Raw genomic sequence first — 20,764 nt, 5'->3', positions numbered from 1 at the left:
TGCCCTCCTATCCTCAGAAAATACTGCCCAAGCATTTCGCCCGGGGATAAACCTGGGTCTGTTCCTCCCACTGGACGATGAACTGGTCTGCAATCGGGTAGACCAGCCGCCCGGTCAGGGTCGGTTTATGGATCCGATCAAACACCTCCACATAGACCAGCTTCGCCCCCAGCAGCTTGCCCAGGTAAAAAAACGGCACTGCCACCGCCGCCCCGCTGGAAACAATCAGGTCCGGTTTTTCCCGCCGGAGCACCCGCCAGGCCAGCCAGGTATTTTTTAAAAGGGCTTTCAGGCTGCGGTTGGTCGGGTAATAACAGGGGTACATCCGCTCCCCCTCCAAGAGGCTGCGGGCATCCTCTTTATCAAAGGTCACCCAAAACCGTTCCCGGTCGCCCCAAAGGGGCCGCAGCAAATAGAGATGGGCCAGGTGGCCGCCGGAAGACCCCACCATACAGAGTTTCATCTTTCTCTCCTCCTCAATCCCGCAGGAACACATCCCGCGTATAGACTTTTTCCCGGATATCGTCCAGGCAGCGGTCATAGCGGTTGGCCACCACGGCATGACTGCGTCGTTTAAACTCGGCCAGATCGTTTACCACCGGACTGCCGAAAAAAGTCTCCCCATCGGGCAGGGTGGGTTCATAAACAATCACGGCGGCGCCCCGGGCCTTCACCCGTTTCATGACCCCCTGGATGCTGCTCTGGCGGAAATTATCGCTGTTGGTTTTCATGGTCAGGCGGTAGACTCCGATCACGATTTCTTTCTCCCGGGCGCCGGTCCAGCCATCGCCGGTCTGTTCAAAGCCCGCCAGCTGGAGCACCCGGTCGGCAATAAAATCCTTGCGGGTGCGGTTGGAGGCCACAATGGCCCCGATGAGGTTTTCCGGCACGTCGGCGTAGTTGGCCAAAAGCTGTTTTGTATCTTTGGGCAGGCAATAGCCGCCATAGCCAAAACTGGGGTTATTGTAGTGGGCGCCGATCCGGGGGTCGAGGCAGACCCCCTCCACAATCTGGCGGGTGTCCAGCCCTTTTAGTTCGGCATAGGTGTCCAGCTCGTTGAAGTAGCTCACCCGGAGGGCCAGGTAGGTGTTGGCAAAGAGTTTCACCGCCTCGGCCTCCGAGTAGCCCATCAGCAGGGTTTCTACCTCCGGTTCCAGGGCGCCCTCCTGCAAGAGGGCCGCAAACTCCCGGGCCGCCGCTATAAGGGGCTCATCTGAAAGGTTGGTCCCCACAATGATCCGGCTGGGATGGAGATTATCGTAGAGGGCTTTGCTCTCCCGCAGAAATTCGGGGCTGAACAAAATCTTGCAGCCGTATTTTTCCCGCAGCTGGGCGGTGAACCCCACCGGCACCGTGGATTTGATGACCAGGACCGTCTCCGGGTTCGCGGCCAGGGCCTGGCCCACCACCGCCTCCACTGCTGAGGTGTCGAAAAAGTTCTTTTTGCTGTCGTAATTGGTGGGGGCGGCAATCACCACAAATTCGGCGTCCCGGTAGGCCGCCGCCCCGTCCAGGGTAGCCGTCAGGTCCAGATCTTTCTCGGCCAGGTACCGCTCAATGTATTCGTCCTGAATCGGCGAGCGCCGGTGGTTGATCAGCCGGACCTTCTCGGGCAGAAGGTCCACCGCCGTCACAGAATTGTGCTGGGCCAGCAGCACCGCCAGGGACAGGCCCACATAACCTGTGCCCGCAATCGCAATTTTTCGGTTCATCCGTTCTCCCTCCGGGTCTTGGGGCGGGGTATTAAGCTCCGTACCGCCGGAACACCGCCGCCGCTGTTTTCAGGATCAGCTTCCAGTCGGTCCAGAAGCTTTGTTCCTGTATGTATTTGAGATCGAGCTCCATCCATCGGGCAAAGCTCAGCTCATTTCGCCCAGGCTGTACCTGCCAGTAGCAGGTCAGGCCCGGGGTCACATAGAGCCGCTGCCGCTCATACCGGGTGTACTGTTCCACCTCCCGGGGCAGCGCCGGGCGGGGCCCCACAAAACTCATCTCGCCTTTCAGGATGTTGATCAGCTGGGGCAGCTCGTCGATGCTGGTACTCCGGATCCAGCGCCCCACCCGGGTGATCCGGGGGTCGTGTTTCATCTTGAACACTGGGCCATCCATCTCGTTCTGGTCCAAAAGACTCTCCAGCCGGGCTTCGGCGTCCGGGACCATGGAGCGGAACTTCCAGAGCCGGAAGAGCCGCCCGTCCCGGCCCACCCGCTGCTGGACAAACAACGGACTGGCCCCGGGGCTGTCCAGCCAGATCGCCAGAGCCACCGCCCCCAAAAAGGGCGAAAGCACCACCAGCGCCGCCAGCGCAAGAACCACATCCTGCACCCGGCGGCACACCCGGTAGAGCCGCCGCTTTTGCCGAAGCTCCGCCGGGTCAAACCAGTAAATATGGGTGGTTCTCTCCCCCGGAGCCGTCCGTTCCGGCCCGGACTCGGCCAGCGCAGCGTTAAAATCGGCCTTTGGCTGGGGCCGAACCCACATTCTGATGGATCGCATAAGAATCTCCTTCCCTATTCCCGCCGAATCCACGTACAAAAAAGGAAGGCTGCTCTCCTTGGCGTTTTACACGTTCGGAAAGCAGCCTTTTGGTATCCCTGGTTTATCCTGGATGGATCGGTGCAGCTACCAGAGAGCGGCTGCTCTTATTCCCCCAGAAAACGCGATCGGATGGGGTTAAGCCTGCGTACGGGTCATGAGCATGACAGGGCCGGAGGTTGTCACCGACAGGTAGACCACGCCGTCCACCACCCGGACCGGAACGATGCGGGAGTTGCCGGCACGATCCCAGCAGATGGCGACCATCTGGACGCCGTCCGCCACGCCGGGCACAGCGATGGCCACATCCACACTGCCGTTGGCGGCGATCACGCCGGCCGCACCCGCCGAGGCCGCAATATCGTACAGGGCCAGCGGGGTGTAGGCGTCCGCCGGGGCGCCAACGGTGGCGTCAAAAGCCGCCGCTGCGGCAGGGGCGGTAGCTGCCAGCAGCTGGCTCACCGAGGGGGCGGCGTTGACCTGATTGTACAGGCTGTTCAGCTGGCCGTTGGCCGCATAGGACAGGCCGCTGGAAGTGGCGGCACCTGCCATCTGCTCGGCGGTCAGGCCGGGGTTCGCCGCGTTGAGGGCGGCATTGGCGGCCAGAGTCTGGGACAAGGGGGTCACCTGGATGATGGCATCCTGAGAGCTCTCCACCTGGACGGCAGAACCGGTAGCCGGGTCCACCGCAGGGGCCGAGGAGACCGACACCGTAGAGCCTGCCGGGGTGGTGATGACGGGGTGCGCCACCCCCACCTCGTTCTGGGTGCGGCTGGGGTACCACTCGGCTGCGAGGGCCTGGCCCCCCAGCGCCGCCATGGCCGCCGCCAGCGAGACGCTGGCCAGACCGATTACAAACTTTTTGTTCATCTGTTACTTACCTCCATTGGTAGTTGGTTTATTGTGCGAATGACCATAGCCGTAGCCATAATCACTGCTACCATAATAACGGTGGTAGTACGCATTGGAGCGGCTGCCCACGTCCGCCCGGTTCAGCACCACCCCCAGAAGGGGGCTCTCGGTGCGCCGGAGCAGCTGAGCCGAATTTTCCACCAGCTTGCGGGGGGTGCTCCCGCTGCGTACCACCAGGACACTGCCGTGGCAATGCCGCGCAATGGTCAGCGCGTCCGCCACCCGCCCCAGAGGCGGAGTGTCCAGCAGAATGTAGGAAAACTGGCCGGCACATTCCTCCACCATCCGGGAGAAATTGTCGCTCTCCAACAGGATGGTGGGGTTAGCGATAGTAGAGGCCACCGGGATCATATAGCCATTGGGGACATTTGTCTTGTAAATAACCTCCTCCAGGCTGGCTTGGCCGGCCAGATAGTGGGCCCCGCCGATGAGTTTCTGGCCCGAAGTGCTGTGGATGCCGTACTTCCGGCGCATCTCCGAGTTGCGGAAATCACAGTCGATCAGAAGGGTTTTCACCCCTACCTCGGCCATCATCTTCCACAGATGAAGGGTCAGAAAACTCTTGCCCTCGTTGGGCACGCTGCTGGTCATCATGACGATTTTGATCCCGCCGCCGCAAAAGCCCAGATTGATCCGGAGTTGGTTGAGGGCCTCCGTCACCCCGAAGGGCAGCTCCCCCAGCTGCTTGATTTCCAGCTCTTTCATGTCGTTTCCTTTCTGTTTGGCCCAGCGGGCTTTTTGGCTTTGGGGGCAGCCGGGCCGCTGCCCGCTTCAGGGACGGTGGCCAGCGGCTGGACGCCAAAATACTTGACGATATCATCCGGCGTCACAAAGGTGTCGTTGAGCAGCTGGCGGACAATCAGCACCCCGCAGCAGAGAGCCGCACCCAATACGCCCCCCAGAATGACACTGCGGGCGTAGCTGGGGCTGGCCTTGGTCGTGGGCAGGATGGCCTCCTCCACCAGGTTGGGCTCTTCGGTCTCCATGATCTGGGGCAGGTAGACCCGCGCCAGTTTCACCAGTTCGTTGGCCACATCGGCGGCCTGCTGGGGGTCCGGGCTGGTGACCGTGATTTTCAAAATCCGGGTGTCCGAAGCGTTGGTAATGTCGATTTGATCCGCCAGCTCCTCAGTGGTCATTTCGAGGCCGAGGTTCGCCACCACATCCTCCAGAAGGGGGCGGCTGAGCATCAGCTCCTGATAATCGGCGGTCAGCTGGGCGCCGATCTGAAGGTCGGTCAGGTTGACCACCGAGTTGTTGGAGGCCGAGACAATATAGATGCTGGATGTGGCTTTATACAGCGGTGTAATAAAAAACCGGGTGATCCCGAAGGCCAGCACCGCCCCCAGAACCAGGCAGAGGACAATCTGCCGGATATGCCCCCAGAGCAGGTAGAACAGCTCGACCAGGTCGATCTCCTCTTCCTCCTCCGGGCCCCGGGTGTTCCAGCCCTGGGGCATCTCGCTGTGGATGGATGGGTTTTCCATAACCAATGTTTCCTCCTGTGTTGGGTTAAATTTCCTGATAGAACAGCTGCAAAATGGTCTGCTGTAAGCTGTCCTCGTTCAGATAATAGGCCCAGTAGCCGTCCTCCACCGTGTTTTCACCCTCGATGGTCAAGAGGGGCAGCTTTTGGTACCGCTGGAGCTTGTCCGCCAGCTGGACCGCCGGGCCCGCCGCAATGTTTGTAATGGCATACTCTGACAGCGCGTCGTAGGCATCTACGGCGAACTCCGGCTGCTGGCGGCGGACCTGGGCCTCAAAGGCCGAGAGAAACTGCCGCTGCCGGTCCATCCGGGCGAGATTTGTCTGGTCGTCCACATATTGGCGGCTGCGGACGTATTCCAGCGCCTGGTCGCCGTTCAGTGTGATGGTTTCGCTCTCGATCAAAGTGGGGTCGATGGCCGAAAAATCCGAGGTAACGGTGAGGGGCACCCCGCCCACCAGGTCCACCAGAATCCCGATGCCGCCCATATTCAGGGCAAAATATCCGTCGATGTCCTGGCCGCCCAGTAACATGGACACCGCCAGGACATTGTTTTCGCAGCTCTGCTCCCGACCGTTGCCATAGGCGTGGGCCAGGGCCAGCTGCTGGCGGATGGTGTAGGGTACCGTACCCATCATGCTGAGCACCGGTACTTCCACCATGCTGTCCCGGTTGAACTGGAGCATCTGCCAGGTCTGGGCCTCGTGGTCCAGCACCAGCAAAATCTGGGTATCGGCCTGCCCCCCGGCGATGTAGCTCTCGGTGCCCACGGCTTTGCCCATCACGTCAATGCCAAGAAAAAGATAGCTCTCCACCTTGGATTTTTGCCGGTAGGTTTTGCCGCTGTATGTAAGTTCCTTCTGGGCGACAGGCCGGCGGTGGTCGCTGCCCGTGCCGGTGGGGCTGGTCTCCGCCCCCTGGGCGTTCTCCCAGACCTGGAGGCCGTAAGCTCCACCCCCCAGAGCCGCCAGAACCAGGGCCGCCGCCCCCGCCGCCTTGCAGAAATCCCGGCGGCTGATCCGCTTTTTCTCGTATCCGCTCATGAGGCAGCCTCCCCTGCGGGAGCGGTCATCTCGGCGGCGTTTTGGTCCATCCGAGCCAGAAAACCCTCTCCCAGTTTTTGCATGACAACGGTTCTCCCTTCGTTCAGGTTGGGGGGCCTCAGGCCCAGGTTATGGCAGTCGCTGGCCAAAAGGGGCCGCCGGGCCTGGCGCAGAAGTTCCAGGGCCAGCTTCCGGCTGCGCCAGTGGAGCAGCGCCGAGGCGTTGACCTGCCAGCCGATGTCCAGCTGCCCCAGCTGGGCCAGTTTTTCCCGGTTGGACCGACTGGAGCAAAACCGCTCGGGGTGGGCCAGAATCACCCCAAACCCCCGGTCCAGCACCAGGGCGGCCACTTCTTCCAGCTGGAAGTCGTTCCACTCGGCAAAGGGCATCTCCAACAGGAGCGTCCGGCTTTCCCCGATGCAGAGCCGGTCCAGCCCCGGGCACTCGCTGATGCCGGAGAAAAAGGCCACCTCCGCCGCCGGGATCACCCGGGGCAATTCCGGGCTCAGCAGAGGCCCCAGCCGCTCCAGAGCTCGGGCCCTGCGCTGGCAGAATCGTTCGATGGAGTTCTGCCGCCGGTAATAGTGGGAGCTGGCGCAGATGGCCTTAACCCCCTGCCCCGCCTCAAGTCGGAGCATGGCGGCCGAAGTTTCCGGGTCGGGACTGCCGTCGTCCATTCCGGGCAAAATATGAGTATGTAGATCCAGCACAGCGGCTGCCCTCCTTTCATTTGAGAGTACCTCCATCTTTAAAATGGAAGTACCTCTTTTTGGCAAACAAAAAGCCCCCCGTTCTGAAAACGGAGGGTTTGAATGGAGATCGGCCTCGGTTTTGGGGCGAGGTCAGCGCCGGAAAAGGCTTTTTGCGGCCAGGGCTGCCCCCAAAAAGAGGCATCGGCGGCAGAGGGTTGGTTGGTTCTTTGCAAGGTTAAGTGGTCAGATAAGTGGTCCAAACTTACAGGGGGCCCAGAGCCCCCGGAAAACCGGGAGGAATAACCAATGGCAAGACACGGCGAAAACATCCGCAAACGCAAAGACGGCCGGTGGGAGGGCCGCTATATCAAAGGCAAGGACAGCGACGGGAAAACCCACTGGGGTTATCTCTACGGCCGGGACTACGCCCAGGTCAAACAGGCGCTGATCCAAAAGAAAGCCGAGAGCAGCTACTACCTGCTCAACGGCCGGGACCCCACTTTTTCCATGCTGGCATGCCACTGGCTGCGCTCCATGGAGCAGGGGGTCAAACCCTCCACTGCGGCCCACTACCGCTACACATTGGAGCGGTATCTGCTGCCGGTCCTTGGTCGGTACCGGGTCTCCGAGCTGGACGAAGATACCTTGGAACAGGGGCTTTTGGCCGTCTTCCGCCCGGAGGACAGGAGCCACCGGCCTTTGGGCGCCGCCATGGCCCGGGAATGTCTGGTGCTGACCCGGCGGATCTGCAAATACGGCGCCCACCTGCGGTATATGCGGCCGGTGGAAATCGTCGTGCGGCTGCCCCGGCCCATCCCCCGGGCCACCCAGCCCCTGAACCAGAAGGAACAAACCCGGCTGGAAGCCTCGATCCTGGCCCGGCCCACCGCCCGGGGGCTGGGGCTGCTGCTCTGCATGCAGCTGGGGCTGCGGATCGGCGAGGTCTGCGGCCTGCAATGGCGGGATATCGACCTGAAAGCCGGGGTGCTTTCGGTGCGCCGGACGGTGCAGCGGATCTGCTGCGGCGGGGGCAAAACCCAGGTGATTCTGCAAAGCCCCAAAACCCCCTCCTCCCGCCGGGAGATCCCTCTGCCCCGCCCCCTGCTGGAAAGTCTGAATGCTCTTGCCAAAACCCAGGGGGGCAGCGGGTGGTTTCTATCCGGCCGGGCAGAGAAACCGGTGGAGCCCCGCAGCTACCGCAAGAGCATCAAAGCCCTGCTGAAAAAAGCAAAGGTGCGCCTGGTGCATCCCCACATGCTCCGGCACACCTTCGCCACCTTCTGTGTCCAGAAGGGCTGCGATCTGAAAACTTTGAGTGAACTGATGGGCCACGCCGACGCCAGCATCACGCTCCGAAAATACGTCCACACCACCCTGGAACGGAAACGAAAAGAGCTGAACCGGATCTACCCGGCGATGCGGGTGAAAACCGTTCAGCTCGAATAAAAAGGGTCAATAAAGGGGCAGCCCCGCCGGAAAAGGCGGGCCGCCCCACGAAAAACCGGCCCGGCCCTCCATTTTAAAGATGGAGGCACCCATCGGCCCGTCTATGCGGGCACACCGGCGGCCCCGGCAGAGCGGACGCCCACTGCCCCGGAACCCGGCCCCCCAGGCCAACTTATACCGCATTTAACCGTGCGCAGAACGCCGTCAAAAACCACGCTGCGCACTGGGCAGTAAGATGATATCATGCACCGGTTTGGCTTGTCAATTGGTTTGGCTTATTTGTCAGATATTGTCATGGCCGCGTTCTCCCCCGCCTCGGCGAAAAGCCGGGCCTGGAGCGCGTCGATCTGCTCGAAGGTGTACAGCCGGTTCAAAGCCTCCACCAACTCCTTTTTGGACAAGCGGGGCGGCAGCCCCAGGGCGGAGAGCAGTTTCGCCTTTCGTCCGGCGGAGCCCGCCGTCCCCGACAGGCCCCACTCGTACAGATCGGTATAAGTAATCTGGCGGCCCTCCGGGCGGGGAGGCGCGTCCCCGGCCTCGGGGCCCAGAGCCTCCCGCAGGGAGCGGAGAATCTGCTCGTCCGGCACCCCTTCGACCCCCAAAAGCCCCTCTTTGCCGGGCTGGGCCTTCCGTTTTTCTTTGCCCTGGATGGCCGGGACATAGGCCTGGACCACATGCTCCGCCCCCACCAGGTTGGTGATGTAGTTGCGGATCCGGAACCCCGCCACGTCCGAGTCGGTGAGAAGAATCAGGCCGTTCTTTTTCGCCAAAGCCTTAAACAGCTGCTGCCGTTTTTTATCCGAATAAATCCCGAACCCATCGGTCAGCAGGATCATGGCGTCGGTCAGCCGGGCCAGCCGGGCTGCGTCGTATTTGCCCTCCACGATCAGGACACGATCGGTGTGCAGTCTCTCGTTCATCGTCCGCTCCCCGCCAGGGCCAGGCGGCAGAGGGCTGTTTCCAGCAGAATCTGCGCCGAAACCGGCTGGCTTTTTAAAGATTCATCCAGCTCCGCCAGGATCTCAAGGCACTGTTCCAGCTGGCCGAGGCTGTAATGGGCCGCCGTCTGGGCCGACCGCTTGAGCCGGTAATCGCTGCCTTTGTAGCCGAAATCCTTGAATACGGCGCTGTAATTTTTGCCCTTCTGCTGGCCGAGTTTCACCCGGTAGAGATCCACATAGCTGCCGATCATGGCCGCAGTGATGGCGATGGGCTCCTGTTGCAGCCGCAGAAGGGTCTGGAGCTTTTTGCAGGCCCCCGAGGCATTTTTGGCGTTCACCATCCGGATCATCTCAAAGACATCCGCTTCCAGGCTGACGGTGCCCATCTCGGCCACCATGGAAGCGGTGACGGTGCCATACCCCGCCAGAGCGCAGAGTTTGTCCACCTCATTTTCCAGCAAAAAAAGCTCCTCACCGCACCGCTCCAGCAGAGCGTCGGCGGCGTTCTGGGCCAGGGAAGCCCCCTGGGCCGCCGCCCGCTCCATCAGCATAGCCTTGAGCTCGTAGGGCTTGGGCTTGGCCAGTTCCTCCACGTAGCCCAGCTTTTTGCAGTGGGCGATCAGCTTCTGGGCCCGTTTGGAAAGTTTGAGCTTACCCCACTCGGGCTCGAAGGTACTGCACAGCACCAGCACCGCATTTTCGGCGCTGGCGATGGTATCGCAGAGGGCGTCCAGATCCTTGTCGCTGTACGATGCGGGGTCCAATTCGGGCAGAAGCACCACCCGCTTTGTCCCGAAAAAGGAGATGGTGCCCGCCGCCATGATGATCTGCTCGATTTCCGGCGCAGCGCCGTCCAGGGTGGTCACCTCTTCGGCGTCCTCCGCCAACAGACGGCAGACCGTCCGGCCCGCCTGGCGGACCAGATAGGCCTCGGTGGAATAAAAATAGTACACCGGGCAGCCTTTGGCCGCCACTTGGCGCAGCTTCTTTTCGTCCGGCATCCTTTCGCCTCCCCTCTCCGTTTATGGATATGATACCACAGCGGCCCGGCTTTTGCCAGCCCGGAGCTAGCTCAGCCGCCAGCCGCCCCCCGGGCGAAGGGATAAGGTCTGGTCCAGCCAAGCCTCCCCCGCCTCGGTCATCCAGGAACAATCCTCTCGCAGGGTCAGAACTTCGTCCCAAGTGAATGCGTCGGGCGCCGAGGCCGAGGCCAGCAGAACATCCCCGTGGACCGGCCGGGCCAATTCAAAGTCCCCGCTGACCGCCACCAGGCTGCGGCCTCCCGCCATCAGCCGGACCCCACAGCCCGCATGGGTGCGGAACACCTCTACCCCGATCCCGCCGCAGCGGTATTTTTCGGTATTGTAGTCGGCCATATCGGCCACAGTGAGGCTTTGTTCTGCCTCCAGGGTACAGGGCGTTTCAGGGGAAAGACGGAGGTCCACCACCAGGGCGATCTGTTCCACTCCGTCCCGGGCGAGGCGATTTTCTACGGCGGTTTGGCCGCTGGTGCCGCCCCGGTAGAGTACCACCGCCTGGCCGTTTTGGGTCAGAACCACCGATGGGGCCGTACTGCTGCCCACCAGAGTCACCTTGATGATATCCCGTTCCAGGGCGTTGCCTGTCAAAATTCCCACCGACGCCACCAGCAGGATCACCGGCAGGGCCAGCCGAAGCCGCACCCGCCAGTGGTAGGCCAGCAGACACAGCCCAATCAAGACCAGACAGAGAAACGCCGCATACCCGGTCTCAAAATAAATCTGCGCCCCGGGCCAGGTTTCCACCCACCGGGCCCAGCCGTTGAGCAGCCAGACCAGCAGCCCCGCCCCAAAGGAAAATACCATCTGAAGCGGCCGCAAAAAGGGCAGAAGCCCCGTGATAGCGGCGCCGATGCCCAGCAGAAGAATGGGCTGAACCATCCAGAGCACCGCCACACTGGACACCAGAGCATACAGGCTGGTACTCATCCCCCGCAGCACCAGCACCGGGAAGGTGGCCGCCGAAGCACAGACCGAAATACAGGCGGATTCCCACACCACCCCAGCGATACGCCCCCGCCACTGCCGGAGGGTGCTGGGCTGCGGGCGGTTTTTTCGAAGAGCCTGGCGTTTCATCCGGGCGGCGCGGCTCCGGCGGACCACTTCCGCACCAGCCAGGGTTCCCAGCACCGCGGCAAAGGAGAGTTCAAAGCCCACATCACAGACGGCGTAGCTGTTGGGCAGCGTGATCCAGAGCCCCGCAATGGCCAGGGAGGTGAGGGCATCCGCCGGGGCAAAGAGCCAGACCCCCAGGGCACCGATCCAGATGGAAATCCCTGCCCGGAGGACCGACGGCGTAAAACCGGTGATCCCCACCAGCAAAATGGCCATCCCCGCCGACGCCACCGACCGCAGACGGCTGCGCCAGAGTTTGCGGGGGCGGGTGGCGCTGGCGCGGCCTGCAAACAGCCCGCCGCAGAGGATGGTGGCGTGCATACCGCTGACCACCAACACATGGGAGAGCCCCGCCGCCCGGTAGGAGGCGTTCAGCTCCGAAGAAAGGTGACCGCGGTCCCCCACCACCATGGCGGCCAGCACACCACCGGTGTCCTCGTCGAGGAAGCGGCGCACCGCCCCGCTGAGGGCCTGCTGCCATCGGTAAGCCCGAGTGCGGAAGCTGTCGTCCTGCCCGGCGACCACAAACCCGCTCTCATATTCCGCCGAAAAGGCCAGGCCGTCGGCATAATAGTCCAGCCGATCCGCCCGGGCCGGGACTTCCAGCCAGAATTCCGCCCGGATGAGATCCCCCACCGAGCAGGCGGGCAGATCGTTGCATTGGCAGCGGAATTCCACTGCCTCGCCTTCTGCCTGTTCCACCCGGAGCAGAGCGCTCACCCGGCCATCCCCATAGGCGTCTATTTGTTCCACACAGGCCGACAACTGCACCAGGCGCCCCGCATAGCGTTGGTTCAGTTTTTCCAGCTCGTTCTGGGTACGGGCCAGCAGGGCCAAGCCAACCACCGCCCCCGCCAGCAGCACGATTGCGCCGCCCCGGGCCGGGCGGCAGGCAACCCCCGCCGCCAGACTCAGGCATACAAAGAAAGCCGCAAACGGCCAAAACACCGTCTGCGGCAAAAATATGGCAGCAATCTGTGCGCCCAGCAGCCCAGCGCAGAGCACACAAAGCGGCCTTCTCATCGCATCAGTGGAAGAACAGGGGCAGCGGCTCGAGGAAGATGATGTCGTCGCGCTTGGCGGCATCGCCCTCAGCCAGGACTGCCGCCTGGCCCACGATCTCACACTGAGTATGCTCGGCCAGGTTGTCCAGCGCCTTGAGGGAACCGCCGGTGGAGATCACGTCGTCCACCACCAGAACCCGTTTGCCCTTCATGGAGTCCAGCTCCTTGCGGTCGATGACAAGCCGCTGCTTGCCCTCGGTGGTAATGGACTGATCCTCCACAATCACCGGGTCGTGCATATACAGCTTGACGTTCTTGCGGGCGCAGACATAGGGCTTGCCGCTCTGGCGGCTCATCTCGTGGGCCAGGGGGATGCCCTTGGCCTCAGCGGTCAGCAGCACGTCGAACTCGGGGCACTTTTTCAGCAGTGCTTCGGCGGCGGCCACCGTCAGCTCGGCATCGCCCAGCATGATAAAGGCCGCAATATCCAGGTGGTCGTTCACCTTGCAGATGGTCAGCTCACGGGTCAGGCCCGCAACGTTCAGGGTATAGGTTTCAGCCATTGATAGCCTCTCCTTCTGTCACTCGGTTTGTGATTTCTGTCGGGGCAGGGCGATCAGCCCGGAGGCCAGGCCAGGCTGCGCTTGGCCAGCACATGGAAGTGCAGGTGTTTCACACTCTGGCCGCCGTCCTCGCCCACATTGGACACCACCCGGTAGCCGCCCTCACAGCCCAGCTCGCCGCACAGGCGGGCGATCACTGCGAAGATGTGGCCCAGCAGCGCGCCGTCGGCCTCGGTCAGGGCAGCCGCCGACTCAATGTGCTTCTTGGGGATGACCAGGAAGTGGACCGGCGCCTGGGGATCGATGTCGTAGAACGCCAGCAGCTGATCGTCTTCATACAGCTTGTTGGAGGGGATCTCCCCTGCTGCAATCTTGCAGAACAGACAATCGTTCATGGGATTCGCTCCTTTCGTCCGAAATTAAACCAAATCCAAAACAGCCCGGCGGCCCCAGCGTCCCCCGCCGGGGCGCCGCACTGCATTTACGGGAAAATCGGCCGAACTCAGGCCATCTGCTGGGCTACCACGCCGCCCACAGCGTTCAGAGCCTCGTCGATCTTGTTGGGATCCTTGAGGCCGGCCATAGCGAAGTCCGGCTTGCCGCCGCCCTTGCCGCCGGCGATGGCAGACAGCTCCTTGACCAGGGCGCCCGCCTTGAGGCCCTTCTCCTGGGCCAGCTTGTTAACGGTGACGGCCATGGTGATCTTGCCGTCGGCGCTGCCCACCAGGACAGCCGTCACAGGGTTGACCGCCCGCTCACGGATGGCGTCGCACATACCCCGCAGGGTGTCGCCGCTGGTGCCGGAGAAGAAGGCAGAAACGATCTTGACGCCGTTGATCTCCTCGGCGGAGTCGAACAGCTGCTGCACCTTGGCGCTGGCGATCTGGACTTTCAGGTTCTCCAGCTCGCGGCTCATGGCCTTGTTCTCGGCCATGACGGCCTCGGCGCGGGCCACCACATCGGCCACATTGTTGGCCTTGAGGGTGCCGGCGGTCTGGCGGAGGGTCATCTCGATGCCATTGGCGCGGGCCAGCAGGTTCTTGCCGGTGACGGCCTCGATGCGGCGGATGCCCGCTGCCACAGAGGACTCGCTGATGATCTTGAAGCCGCCGATCTGGGCGGTGTTCTTGACATGGGTGCCGCCGCAGAACTCGGTGGACCAGCCTTCCACATCCACAACCCGGACGATCTCGCCGTACTTCTCACCAAACAGGGCCATGGCGCCCAGCTTCTTGGCCTCGGCGATGGGCATGGTGCGGACCTGGACATCCATGGCCTCAAAGATCTTGTCGTTGACGATCTTCTCCACCTGAGCCAGCTCCTCGGGAGTCACGGCGCTGAAGTGGGTAAAATCGAAGTGGGTGACCTGGGCGTCCTGATAAGAACCAGCCTGGTGGACGTGGTCGCCCAGAACCTCCCGCAGAGCCGCCTGCATCAGGTGGGTAGCGGTGTGGTTGCGGGCAATGGCCATCCGGTACTCAGAATCCACCTGGGCGGTCAGAACATCGCCCACCCGGACATAGCCGCTCTCCAGCACACAGGTGTGGACGAAGTAGCCCTTGGGGGTCTTCTTGACATCCAGGACCCGCAGGGTGCAGGACTCGCCGGTCAGAACGCCGTGGTCGGCCGCCTGGCCGCCCATCTCGGCGTAGAAGGGGGTCTTGTCCAGCACCACCAGCACGCCCTCTTTGGCCTGGTCGTCGGTGGAGATGGCGTCGGTCAGGGTCTCCTCGTCGGACAGGGCCACCACGGTGCCCTCCTCGGTCAGGGACTCATAGCCGGTAAAGACGGTGGGAGCAGCGGTCAGCTCGCCGAACAGGTCGGCGCTCCAGCCGGAAATATTCTTCTTGAGGCGCTCGGCGCGGGCCCGCTCCTTCTGCTTTGCCATCTCGGCGTGGAAGCCCTCCTCGTCCACCTGCAGGCCCTGCTCGGCCGCGATCTCGCGGGTCAGGTCCAGGGGGAAGCCGAAGGTATCGTTCAGCTTGAAGGCATCCAGGCCGCTGAGCAGGTTCTGGTGAGCCTTCTCCAGGCTGTCGATCAGGTTGGTGAGGATGTTCATGCCGGCGTCGATGGTGCGGGCGAAGTTGGCCTCCTCGGTGCCGATGACCTTCTTGATATAAGCGTCATGCTCCCGCAGCTCGGGGTAAGCCGACTCGCTGGACTGGATGACGGTCTCCACCAGATCCACCAGGAAGGGGCGCTGGATGCCCAGCATCCGGCCGTGGCGGGCGGCGCGGCGGAGCAGACGGCGCAGCACGTAGCCGCGGCCCTCGTTGGAGGGCAGAATACCGTCCGACACCATGAAGGTGCAGCTGCGGATGTGGTCGGTGATGACGCGGATGGAGATGTCCACCTTCTCATCCTGCTTGTAGGTCTTGCCGGAGATGGCCTCCACATGATGCAGAACGCTCTGGACGGTGTCCACCTCGAACAGGTTGCCCACACCCTGCATCACGCAGGCCAGACGCTCCAGGCCCATGCCGGTGTCGATGTTGGGGCGGGGCAGCCGCTCATAGTGGCCCTTGCCGTCCGAATCGAACTGGCTGAAGACGTTGTTCCAGATCTCCATATAGCGGTCGCAGTCGCAGCCCACGCCGCAGGTCGGCTTGCCGCAGCCGTACTCGGGGCCGCGGTCGAAGTAGATCTCAGAGCAGGGGCCGCACGGGCCGGAGCCGTGCTCCCAGAAGTTGTCCTCTTTGCCCAGACGGACCATGTGGCTCTCGGGCACGCCCACCTTCTTGGTCCAGATGTCGTAGGCCTCGTCGTCCTCCTGGTAGACCGAGACAAACAGCCGGTCCTTGGGAATGGCCATCCAGTCCTCACTGGTCAAAAACTCCCAAGCCCAGGGAATGGCCTCCTCTTTAAAGTAATCCTGGAAGGAGAAGTTGCCCAGCATCTCGAAGAAGGTGCCGTGGCGGGCGGTGATGCCCACCCGCTCGATGTCGGGGGTGCGGATGCACTTCTGGCAGGTGGTCACCCGATGACGGGGCGGCTCCTCCTGGCCCAGGAACCATTTCTTCATGGGGGCCATGCCGCTGTTGATCAGCAGCAGGCTGGGGTCGTTCTTCGGGACGAGCGGGAAGCTGTCCAGGCGCAGATGGCCCTTGCCCTCAAAGAAGGTAAGGTACTTTTCGCGCAGTTCATTCAAACCGGTCCATTGCATAGATGTTATTCTCTCCTCAATTCCCCTGCCGTGCTGTTCACAACACGGCGGTATTTTTCTGACAGCCCCGCTCAAACGCAAAACAGCCCCCGCCCCAATCGAGGGACGAAGGCTGTGATAAGCTCCGTGGTACCACCCAACTTGCAGAGAAAGCGCACCTTCTCTGCCGCTTTGCCGCGATAACGCCGCGCTACGTCCGGCTTATCTCGCCGGAAGCTCGAGGGTGGCTTGGGACCTACGCATACCGGGGAGCCTTTCAGCCCCTTGCGGGGGCTCCCTCTCTGGGCGGCTGGTTGCAGACCCTGACCCTTTCTTAGCTGCTGTCATGATTCGACTGATTGCGCCGGACCGCATAGCCCAGCACACAGTATAGATTATAACATTTTCAAGCGCCTTGTCAACACTTTGACGCAAAAAGCGGCGCGCCCGGCTCAAAATTCCAGGGGCGGGCTGATCTCATTGCGGCGCTGGGCCTGGACGATGCAGTCCTTGTCCGGCACCACATCCGCCGCCCCCAGGGTGGTGAACACCGTCTGAAGGGCCAGCGCGGGGGTGTTATTATCCTGGGAAAGATGGCAAAGGGCGAACCGCTTGCATCCCTCCTGGATCAGTTCCAGCAGCTTTGCCGAGCACTCGTCGTTGGAAAGATGCCCCCGGACGCTCTCGATCCGGGCCCGCAGATAATAGGGGTAGGGCCCGGTGCGAAGCATGTGCAGGTCGTAGTTGCTCTCCAGCGCCACCAGGTCGCAGCCGGACAGGGCTTCATGTACAGCGGGGGTCAAGGTGCCCAGGTCGGTGGCGATGCTCATGGTCTTGCCGTCCGGGGTGTGAATGCGGTAACCCACGCAGGGCACGTCGTGACTGGTGGGGAACGCCTGGACTCCGAAAGCGCCGATGTCCTCTTCCCGGCCGCCCAGGGAATAGAGCGGGCAGGAAGCCGGGACAACGCCGTTCGATTCCAGCATATCCACGGTATCCGCCGATCCATAGACCGGCAGCGGATATTTCTTTAAAAAGGTGGTCAGACCCTTGACGTGGTCGCTGTGCTCGTGGGTGATCAGGACGCCGTCGCAGTCGCTGACGGACAGATCCAGAGCCTTGAGGGCAGCAGAGGTGGTGCGAACCCCCTTGCCCATATCCACCAGAAGATAACGCTGGCCGCAGCGCACCACGCTGCAGTTGCCGGACGATCCGGAATAAAGTGAGATAAATTCTGCCATGGGCCCCGGGCCTCTCCTTTCTCGACAGGAAAAGAGCCGCACCCGGTTCGATGCGGCTCCTTTGGGTTCATTTAAAAGATGGATTACAGCGCCTGTTCCATCGTCACAGGCACACGCTCCACTTTACGGATATCGGCTCCCAGGCCGCGCAGCTTCTCCACGATATCCTCGTAGCCGCGCTCGATGTGGCTGATCTCCTCGATCTCGCTGGTGCCCTCGGCCATCAGGGCGGCCACTACCATAGCGGCGCCGGCCCGCAGGTCGCTGGCGTGGAGGGGGGCGGGCTGGAGCTTCTCCACCCCTTCAAAAACGGCCACCTGGCCGTCCACCTGGACGTTGGCGCCCATCTTGCGCAGCTCGTCCACATAGCGGAAACGGTTATCCCAGATGCCCTCGGTGATGGTGCTGGTGCCCTGGGCCACGCTGAGCAGCACGCCCATCAGGGGCTGCATATCGGTGGGGAAACCCGGATGGGGCATGGTGTTGATCTTGAGGGGCTGGATGGGCCCGGTACGACGAACCCGGACGGCGTCGTCGAACTCCTCCACCTCAGCCCCGGCGCGGCGCAGTTTGGCCGTGATGGGCTCCAGGTGCTTGGGGGTGACGTTCTTGACCAGGACATCGCCGCCGGTGGCCGCTGCGGCCACCATATAGCTGCCGGCCTCGATCTGGTCGGGGATGATGCTGTAATTGCAGCCGTGCATGGACTCCACGCCCTGCACCTTGATGACGTCGGTGCCGGCACCGCGGACGTCCGCGCCGCACATGTTCAGGAAGTTGGCCAGATCCACCACGTGGGGCTCCTTGGCGCAGTTCTCCAGAACCGTCTGGCCCTTGGCCATGACGGCGGACAGCATGGCGTTCATGGTGGAACCCACGCTGACCTTATCAAAGAAGATCCGTGCGCCGTTGAGCTCGGTGGCCCGGACGGTAATCATACCGTAGTCCACACTGTCCTGGGCGCCCAGGGCGCTGAATGCCTTCAGGTGCTGGTCGATGGGACGGGGGCCCAGGTTGCAGCCGCCGGGCATGGCCACCTGCGCCCGGCCGAACCGGGACAAAAGCGCCCCCAGGAAGTAGTAGCTGGCCCGCATCTGGCGGGACAGGTCGTCCGGCACATTGGTGCCCACCAGATGGGTGGTATCAATCTCATAGGTGTTTTTGCTCAGCATCCGCACCTTGGCGCCCAGCGCGCTGAGAATATTGAGGCTGACGGATACATCGCTGATATTCGGCAGGTTTTCGATCACGCAGACATCCGCTGCCAGGATGGTGGCCGGCAGGATGGCCACCGCCGCATTTTTTGCACCCGAAATCGAAACTTCGCCGTACAAGGGCTTACCGCCCGTAATCACAAATTTTTCCAAAACAATGCTCTCCTTCATGGGTCCGCAAATTCCAGATAACGTCCCACGCCGCAAAAGCGGGCAGCACAAGCTCCGCCCTCTCTCAACGGCTCACCTTATTATACACAACTTCCCTGAAAAAGCAAAGGCTGGGTTTCACCGTCCTCCTTATTTTCTGTTTTGCCCAGATTTTTTCGCGACATGCGGCATTTTTCTTATTTTTTTAACAGACTCGACGCAGGATCTACACCTTTACCAGATGCGGTCCTCGCTGCGGGACTCCTTGATCCAGCCCAGCTGATAGGCGGTCACCAGCTGTTTGAGGTCGTGAACCCGCTCCCGCAGAGCCTCGCCCTCGTCGATATCTTCCACGAGAATCCGCCGGTTTTCCGTCTCCACGATGTTTTTCCGGGAAATAATATCCAGGTTTTCCGAGATGGCTTTTTCGGCGCTGACAAAGGGCTGATGGGTCCGCAGAGACATGCTCCGGCTGGAATACACCAGGGTATACCCGGCGATGCCGGTTTTTTCGTGGTAGGCCCGACAGAAACCGCCGTCGATCACCAACAGCCGTCCCCCGCCCTTGATGGGGCTCTCGCCGTTTTTCTCCTGGACCGGGACATGGCCGTTCACAATATGGCAGCTGCCCGGCAGACCGAACTCGGCCAGAATCCGGCGGCAGACCGCCTCGTCGTTGTACCACTTATAATAGGGGTCCTTGGTTTCGGTGTGGGTGGATTTGTCGGCCACATAGAGCCGCTCGAAGGTGGTCATGGCGCTGCGGCCAAAGAGAGGGGACATCTTGCCACACCAGAGATACCACAGAAAATCCTGTCCGTTCCGGCGCTCGGCGCTGCCCTCGGGGGCGTAATAACCCCGCCGGGCCCGGGCGTCGCAGTAATCCATCAGGGCCCGGCCCGAGTAGTTCCGCCCCTCGAACCGCTCCACCGCGAAGGTGCCCTTTTCGGTCATGGGCACCACTCCATGGTAGAGCAGGTTGCCGTTTTCGATGTGGTAGACACTGCCCTTAGCGTAAAGGAATCCCACGTGCTGCTGGAGCTTTTCGCTCTCCCGGAAGGAGCGCACCAGCCGTTCCAGCACCATCTCTTCGTCCTCGTTCAGGGCGGTGGGGTCGGCGGGGTCTACGGTAGGGAAAGAAGTATCCCGCAGGGGGTAGTCTTTCCCTGCGATGTTGACCGTCCCCTTTTCCCAGTTGATCCGGCGCAGATAGTCCCGCCCGGCCATCTTGAAGTCGGGGTTCCGGTCGATGACCCGGCACTCCACCTTGAACATCAAAATTGAGATGGCCTTGTGCATCACGGCACAGCGGTGGAGCATCCCCTCGGTATAGGGGCCCCGGGCGGCGTCGGTGTGGGGCATCCAGATGGACAGGTCGTCCTGGCCGTAGTAGTACTCCGCCATCCGCTGCAAATGCCGCAGGTTGATGCCATAGCAGTCCTCCAGCATCCCGTGGTTATGGTAGGCCAGGGTGGTCTTAAGTACCGTACAGGCACAGATGGCGCTGCCGGCCGCCGCCCCCATCCAGACCACGTCATGGTTGCCCCACTGAATATCCACACTGTGGTGACGCATCAGCCGGTCCAGGATGATATCGGGGTGGGGCCCGCGGTCAAACAGATCGCCCACGATATGGAGTTTATCCACCGCCAGCCGTTTGATCAGCTCACACAGCCGGATGATGAAGGCATCCCCCCGGCCGTTCTCGATGATGCTGCCCACGATCTGACCGTAGTAGAGTTCCTTATCGTGGTCCTCGAAATGGGCGTGGAGCAGCTCGTCCATAATGTAACCGCAGCTGGCGGGCAGGCACCGCCGGACGTGGGAGCGGGTGTGCTTGGAGGAAACCAGCCGGCAGATCTCAATCAGCTGAAAAAGCGTCTCGGTGTACCACTGGTCCAGCCCATCCTCGTCCGCCCAGCGGGCTTTGAGCTGGGGGAGCTTTTCGGCGGGATAGTAGATCAGGGTAGCCAACTCGGCCCGAGCCTCCTCGGGCAGGGTGTCGCCCAGCACGATATCCACCTTTTCCCGGATGACCCCCGAGGCGGAGTTGAGGATGTGGACAAAAGCCTCGTGTTCCCCGTGGAGGTCGCTCATAAAATGTTCGGTGCCCTTGGGCAGTTTCATCAGTGCCTGGGTGCTGATGATCTCGCTGGCCGCTGCCGCCTGGGAGGGATAATCCCGGGCAAGCAGGCTGAGGTATTTGAGATTGTCCCGAATCTCGTCGGTTTCGGTGCGCATT

At 62.0% G+C, this 20,764-nt stretch carries 18 protein-coding genes; 1 reads left to right on the top strand and 17 read right to left on the bottom strand.

Annotated elements, in window-relative coordinates:
• Positions 1 to 13: 13 nt before the first annotated feature.
• From pssD to JCM17207_RS11080, 8 genes are all read right to left on the bottom strand, one after another.
• Positions 14 to 463, bottom strand: a complete 450-nt coding sequence (gene pssD, locus JCM17207_RS11115; RefSeq protein WP_238317693.1) for a PssD/Cps14F family polysaccharide biosynthesis glycosyltransferase — start codon at positions 461 to 463, stop codon at positions 14 to 16.
• Between the two features lie 13 nt (positions 464 to 476).
• Complete coding sequence (locus JCM17207_RS11110; protein ID WP_238317692.1) at positions 477 to 1,712, bottom strand: nucleotide sugar dehydrogenase; 1,236 nt, start codon at positions 1,710 to 1,712, stop codon at positions 477 to 479.
• Between the two features lie 31 nt (positions 1,713 to 1,743).
• Positions 1,744 to 2,496, bottom strand: coding sequence for a sugar transferase (locus JCM17207_RS11105; protein WP_238317691.1), 753 nt, complete (start codon positions 2,494 to 2,496; stop codon positions 1,744 to 1,746).
• 177 nt (positions 2,497 to 2,673) lie between these two features.
• A complete protein-coding gene (locus JCM17207_RS11100) occupies positions 2,674 to 3,405 on the bottom strand; it encodes a hypothetical protein (protein WP_238317690.1) in 732 nt (243 codons plus the stop codon).
• A gap of 3 nt (positions 3,406 to 3,408) precedes the next feature.
• On the bottom strand, positions 3,409 to 4,152 hold the full coding sequence (locus JCM17207_RS11095) for a CpsD/CapB family tyrosine-protein kinase (RefSeq protein ID WP_238317689.1): 744 nt from the start codon (positions 4,150 to 4,152) through the stop codon (positions 3,409 to 3,411).
• A complete protein-coding gene (locus tag JCM17207_RS11090) occupies positions 4,149 to 4,934 on the bottom strand; it encodes a YveK family protein (RefSeq protein ID WP_238317688.1) in 786 nt (261 codons plus the stop codon). Before JCM17207_RS11090 ends, JCM17207_RS11095 begins: the two co-directional genes overlap by 4 nt.
• A 25-nt stretch (positions 4,935 to 4,959) precedes the next feature.
• Positions 4,960 to 5,976: an LCP family protein gene (locus tag JCM17207_RS11085; protein ID WP_238317687.1), complete on the bottom strand. Its 1,017-nt coding sequence runs from the start codon at positions 5,974 to 5,976 to the stop codon at positions 4,960 to 4,962.
• Positions 5,973 to 6,686, bottom strand: coding sequence for a CpsB/CapC family capsule biosynthesis tyrosine phosphatase (locus JCM17207_RS11080; RefSeq protein WP_238317686.1), 714 nt, complete (start codon positions 6,684 to 6,686; stop codon positions 5,973 to 5,975). Before JCM17207_RS11080 ends, JCM17207_RS11085 begins: the two co-directional genes overlap by 4 nt.
• Positions 6,687 to 6,974: 288 nt before the next feature.
• On the opposite strand from JCM17207_RS11080, the gene JCM17207_RS11075 reads away from it, so the two are divergent.
• Positions 6,975 to 8,114: a tyrosine-type recombinase/integrase gene (locus tag JCM17207_RS11075; protein WP_238317685.1), complete on the top strand. Its 1,140-nt coding sequence runs from the start codon at positions 6,975 to 6,977 to the stop codon at positions 8,112 to 8,114.
• A 275-nt stretch (positions 8,115 to 8,389) separates the two neighbouring features.
• Here JCM17207_RS11075 and JCM17207_RS11070 read toward each other — a convergent pair whose 3' ends face one another.
• The 9 genes from JCM17207_RS11070 to JCM17207_RS11030 form a co-directional block, all read right to left on the bottom strand.
• Entirely contained in the window at positions 8,390 to 9,034 is a 645-nt protein-coding gene (locus JCM17207_RS11070) for a ribonuclease M5 (RefSeq protein ID WP_238317684.1), read from the bottom strand.
• Positions 9,031 to 10,056: a DNA polymerase III subunit delta gene (holA, locus tag JCM17207_RS11065; protein WP_238317683.1), complete on the bottom strand. Its 1,026-nt coding sequence runs from the start codon at positions 10,054 to 10,056 to the stop codon at positions 9,031 to 9,033. The genes JCM17207_RS11070 and holA overlap by 4 nt, the downstream gene beginning before the upstream one ends.
• Positions 10,057 to 10,122: 66 nt before the next feature.
• Entirely contained in the window at positions 10,123 to 12,231 is a 2,109-nt protein-coding gene (locus JCM17207_RS11060; protein ID WP_238317682.1) for a ComEC/Rec2 family competence protein, read from the bottom strand.
• Positions 12,232 to 12,235: 4 nt separating this feature from the next.
• Entirely contained in the window at positions 12,236 to 12,775 is a 540-nt protein-coding gene (locus JCM17207_RS11055) for a phosphoribosyltransferase family protein (protein WP_238317681.1), read from the bottom strand.
• A 53-nt stretch (positions 12,776 to 12,828) separates the two neighbouring features.
• On the bottom strand, positions 12,829 to 13,170 hold the full coding sequence (locus JCM17207_RS11050; RefSeq protein WP_238317680.1) for a histidine triad nucleotide-binding protein: 342 nt from the start codon (positions 13,168 to 13,170) through the stop codon (positions 12,829 to 12,831).
• 107 nt (positions 13,171 to 13,277) lie between these two features.
• Positions 13,278 to 15,938 carry an alanine--tRNA ligase gene (gene alaS / locus JCM17207_RS11045; RefSeq protein ID WP_238317679.1) on the bottom strand — a complete coding sequence of 887 codons (2,661 nt, stop codon included), beginning with the start codon at positions 15,936 to 15,938 and terminating at the stop codon, positions 13,278 to 13,280.
• 431 nt (positions 15,939 to 16,369) lie between these two features.
• Positions 16,370 to 17,158: an MBL fold metallo-hydrolase gene (locus JCM17207_RS11040; protein WP_238317678.1), complete on the bottom strand. Its 789-nt coding sequence runs from the start codon at positions 17,156 to 17,158 to the stop codon at positions 16,370 to 16,372.
• A gap of 83 nt (positions 17,159 to 17,241) precedes the next feature.
• Positions 17,242 to 18,525, bottom strand: a complete 1,284-nt coding sequence (gene murA / locus JCM17207_RS11035; RefSeq protein ID WP_238317677.1) for a UDP-N-acetylglucosamine 1-carboxyvinyltransferase — start codon at positions 18,523 to 18,525, stop codon at positions 17,242 to 17,244.
• A gap of 231 nt (positions 18,526 to 18,756) precedes the next feature.
• Positions 18,757 to 20,763, bottom strand: a complete 2,007-nt coding sequence (locus tag JCM17207_RS11030; protein ID WP_238317676.1) for a fructose-1,6-bisphosphatase — start codon at positions 20,761 to 20,763, stop codon at positions 18,757 to 18,759.
• Position 20,764 lies beyond the last annotated feature (1 nt).

The organism is Faecalibacterium gallinarum, assembly GCF_022180365.1.
GTDB classification, from domain to species: Bacteria; Bacillota; Clostridia; order Oscillospirales; family Ruminococcaceae; genus Faecalibacterium; species Faecalibacterium gallinarum.
The sequence above is the reverse complement of the archived record's forward strand: the minus strand, read 5'-3'. Positions and strand labels throughout refer to the sequence as shown.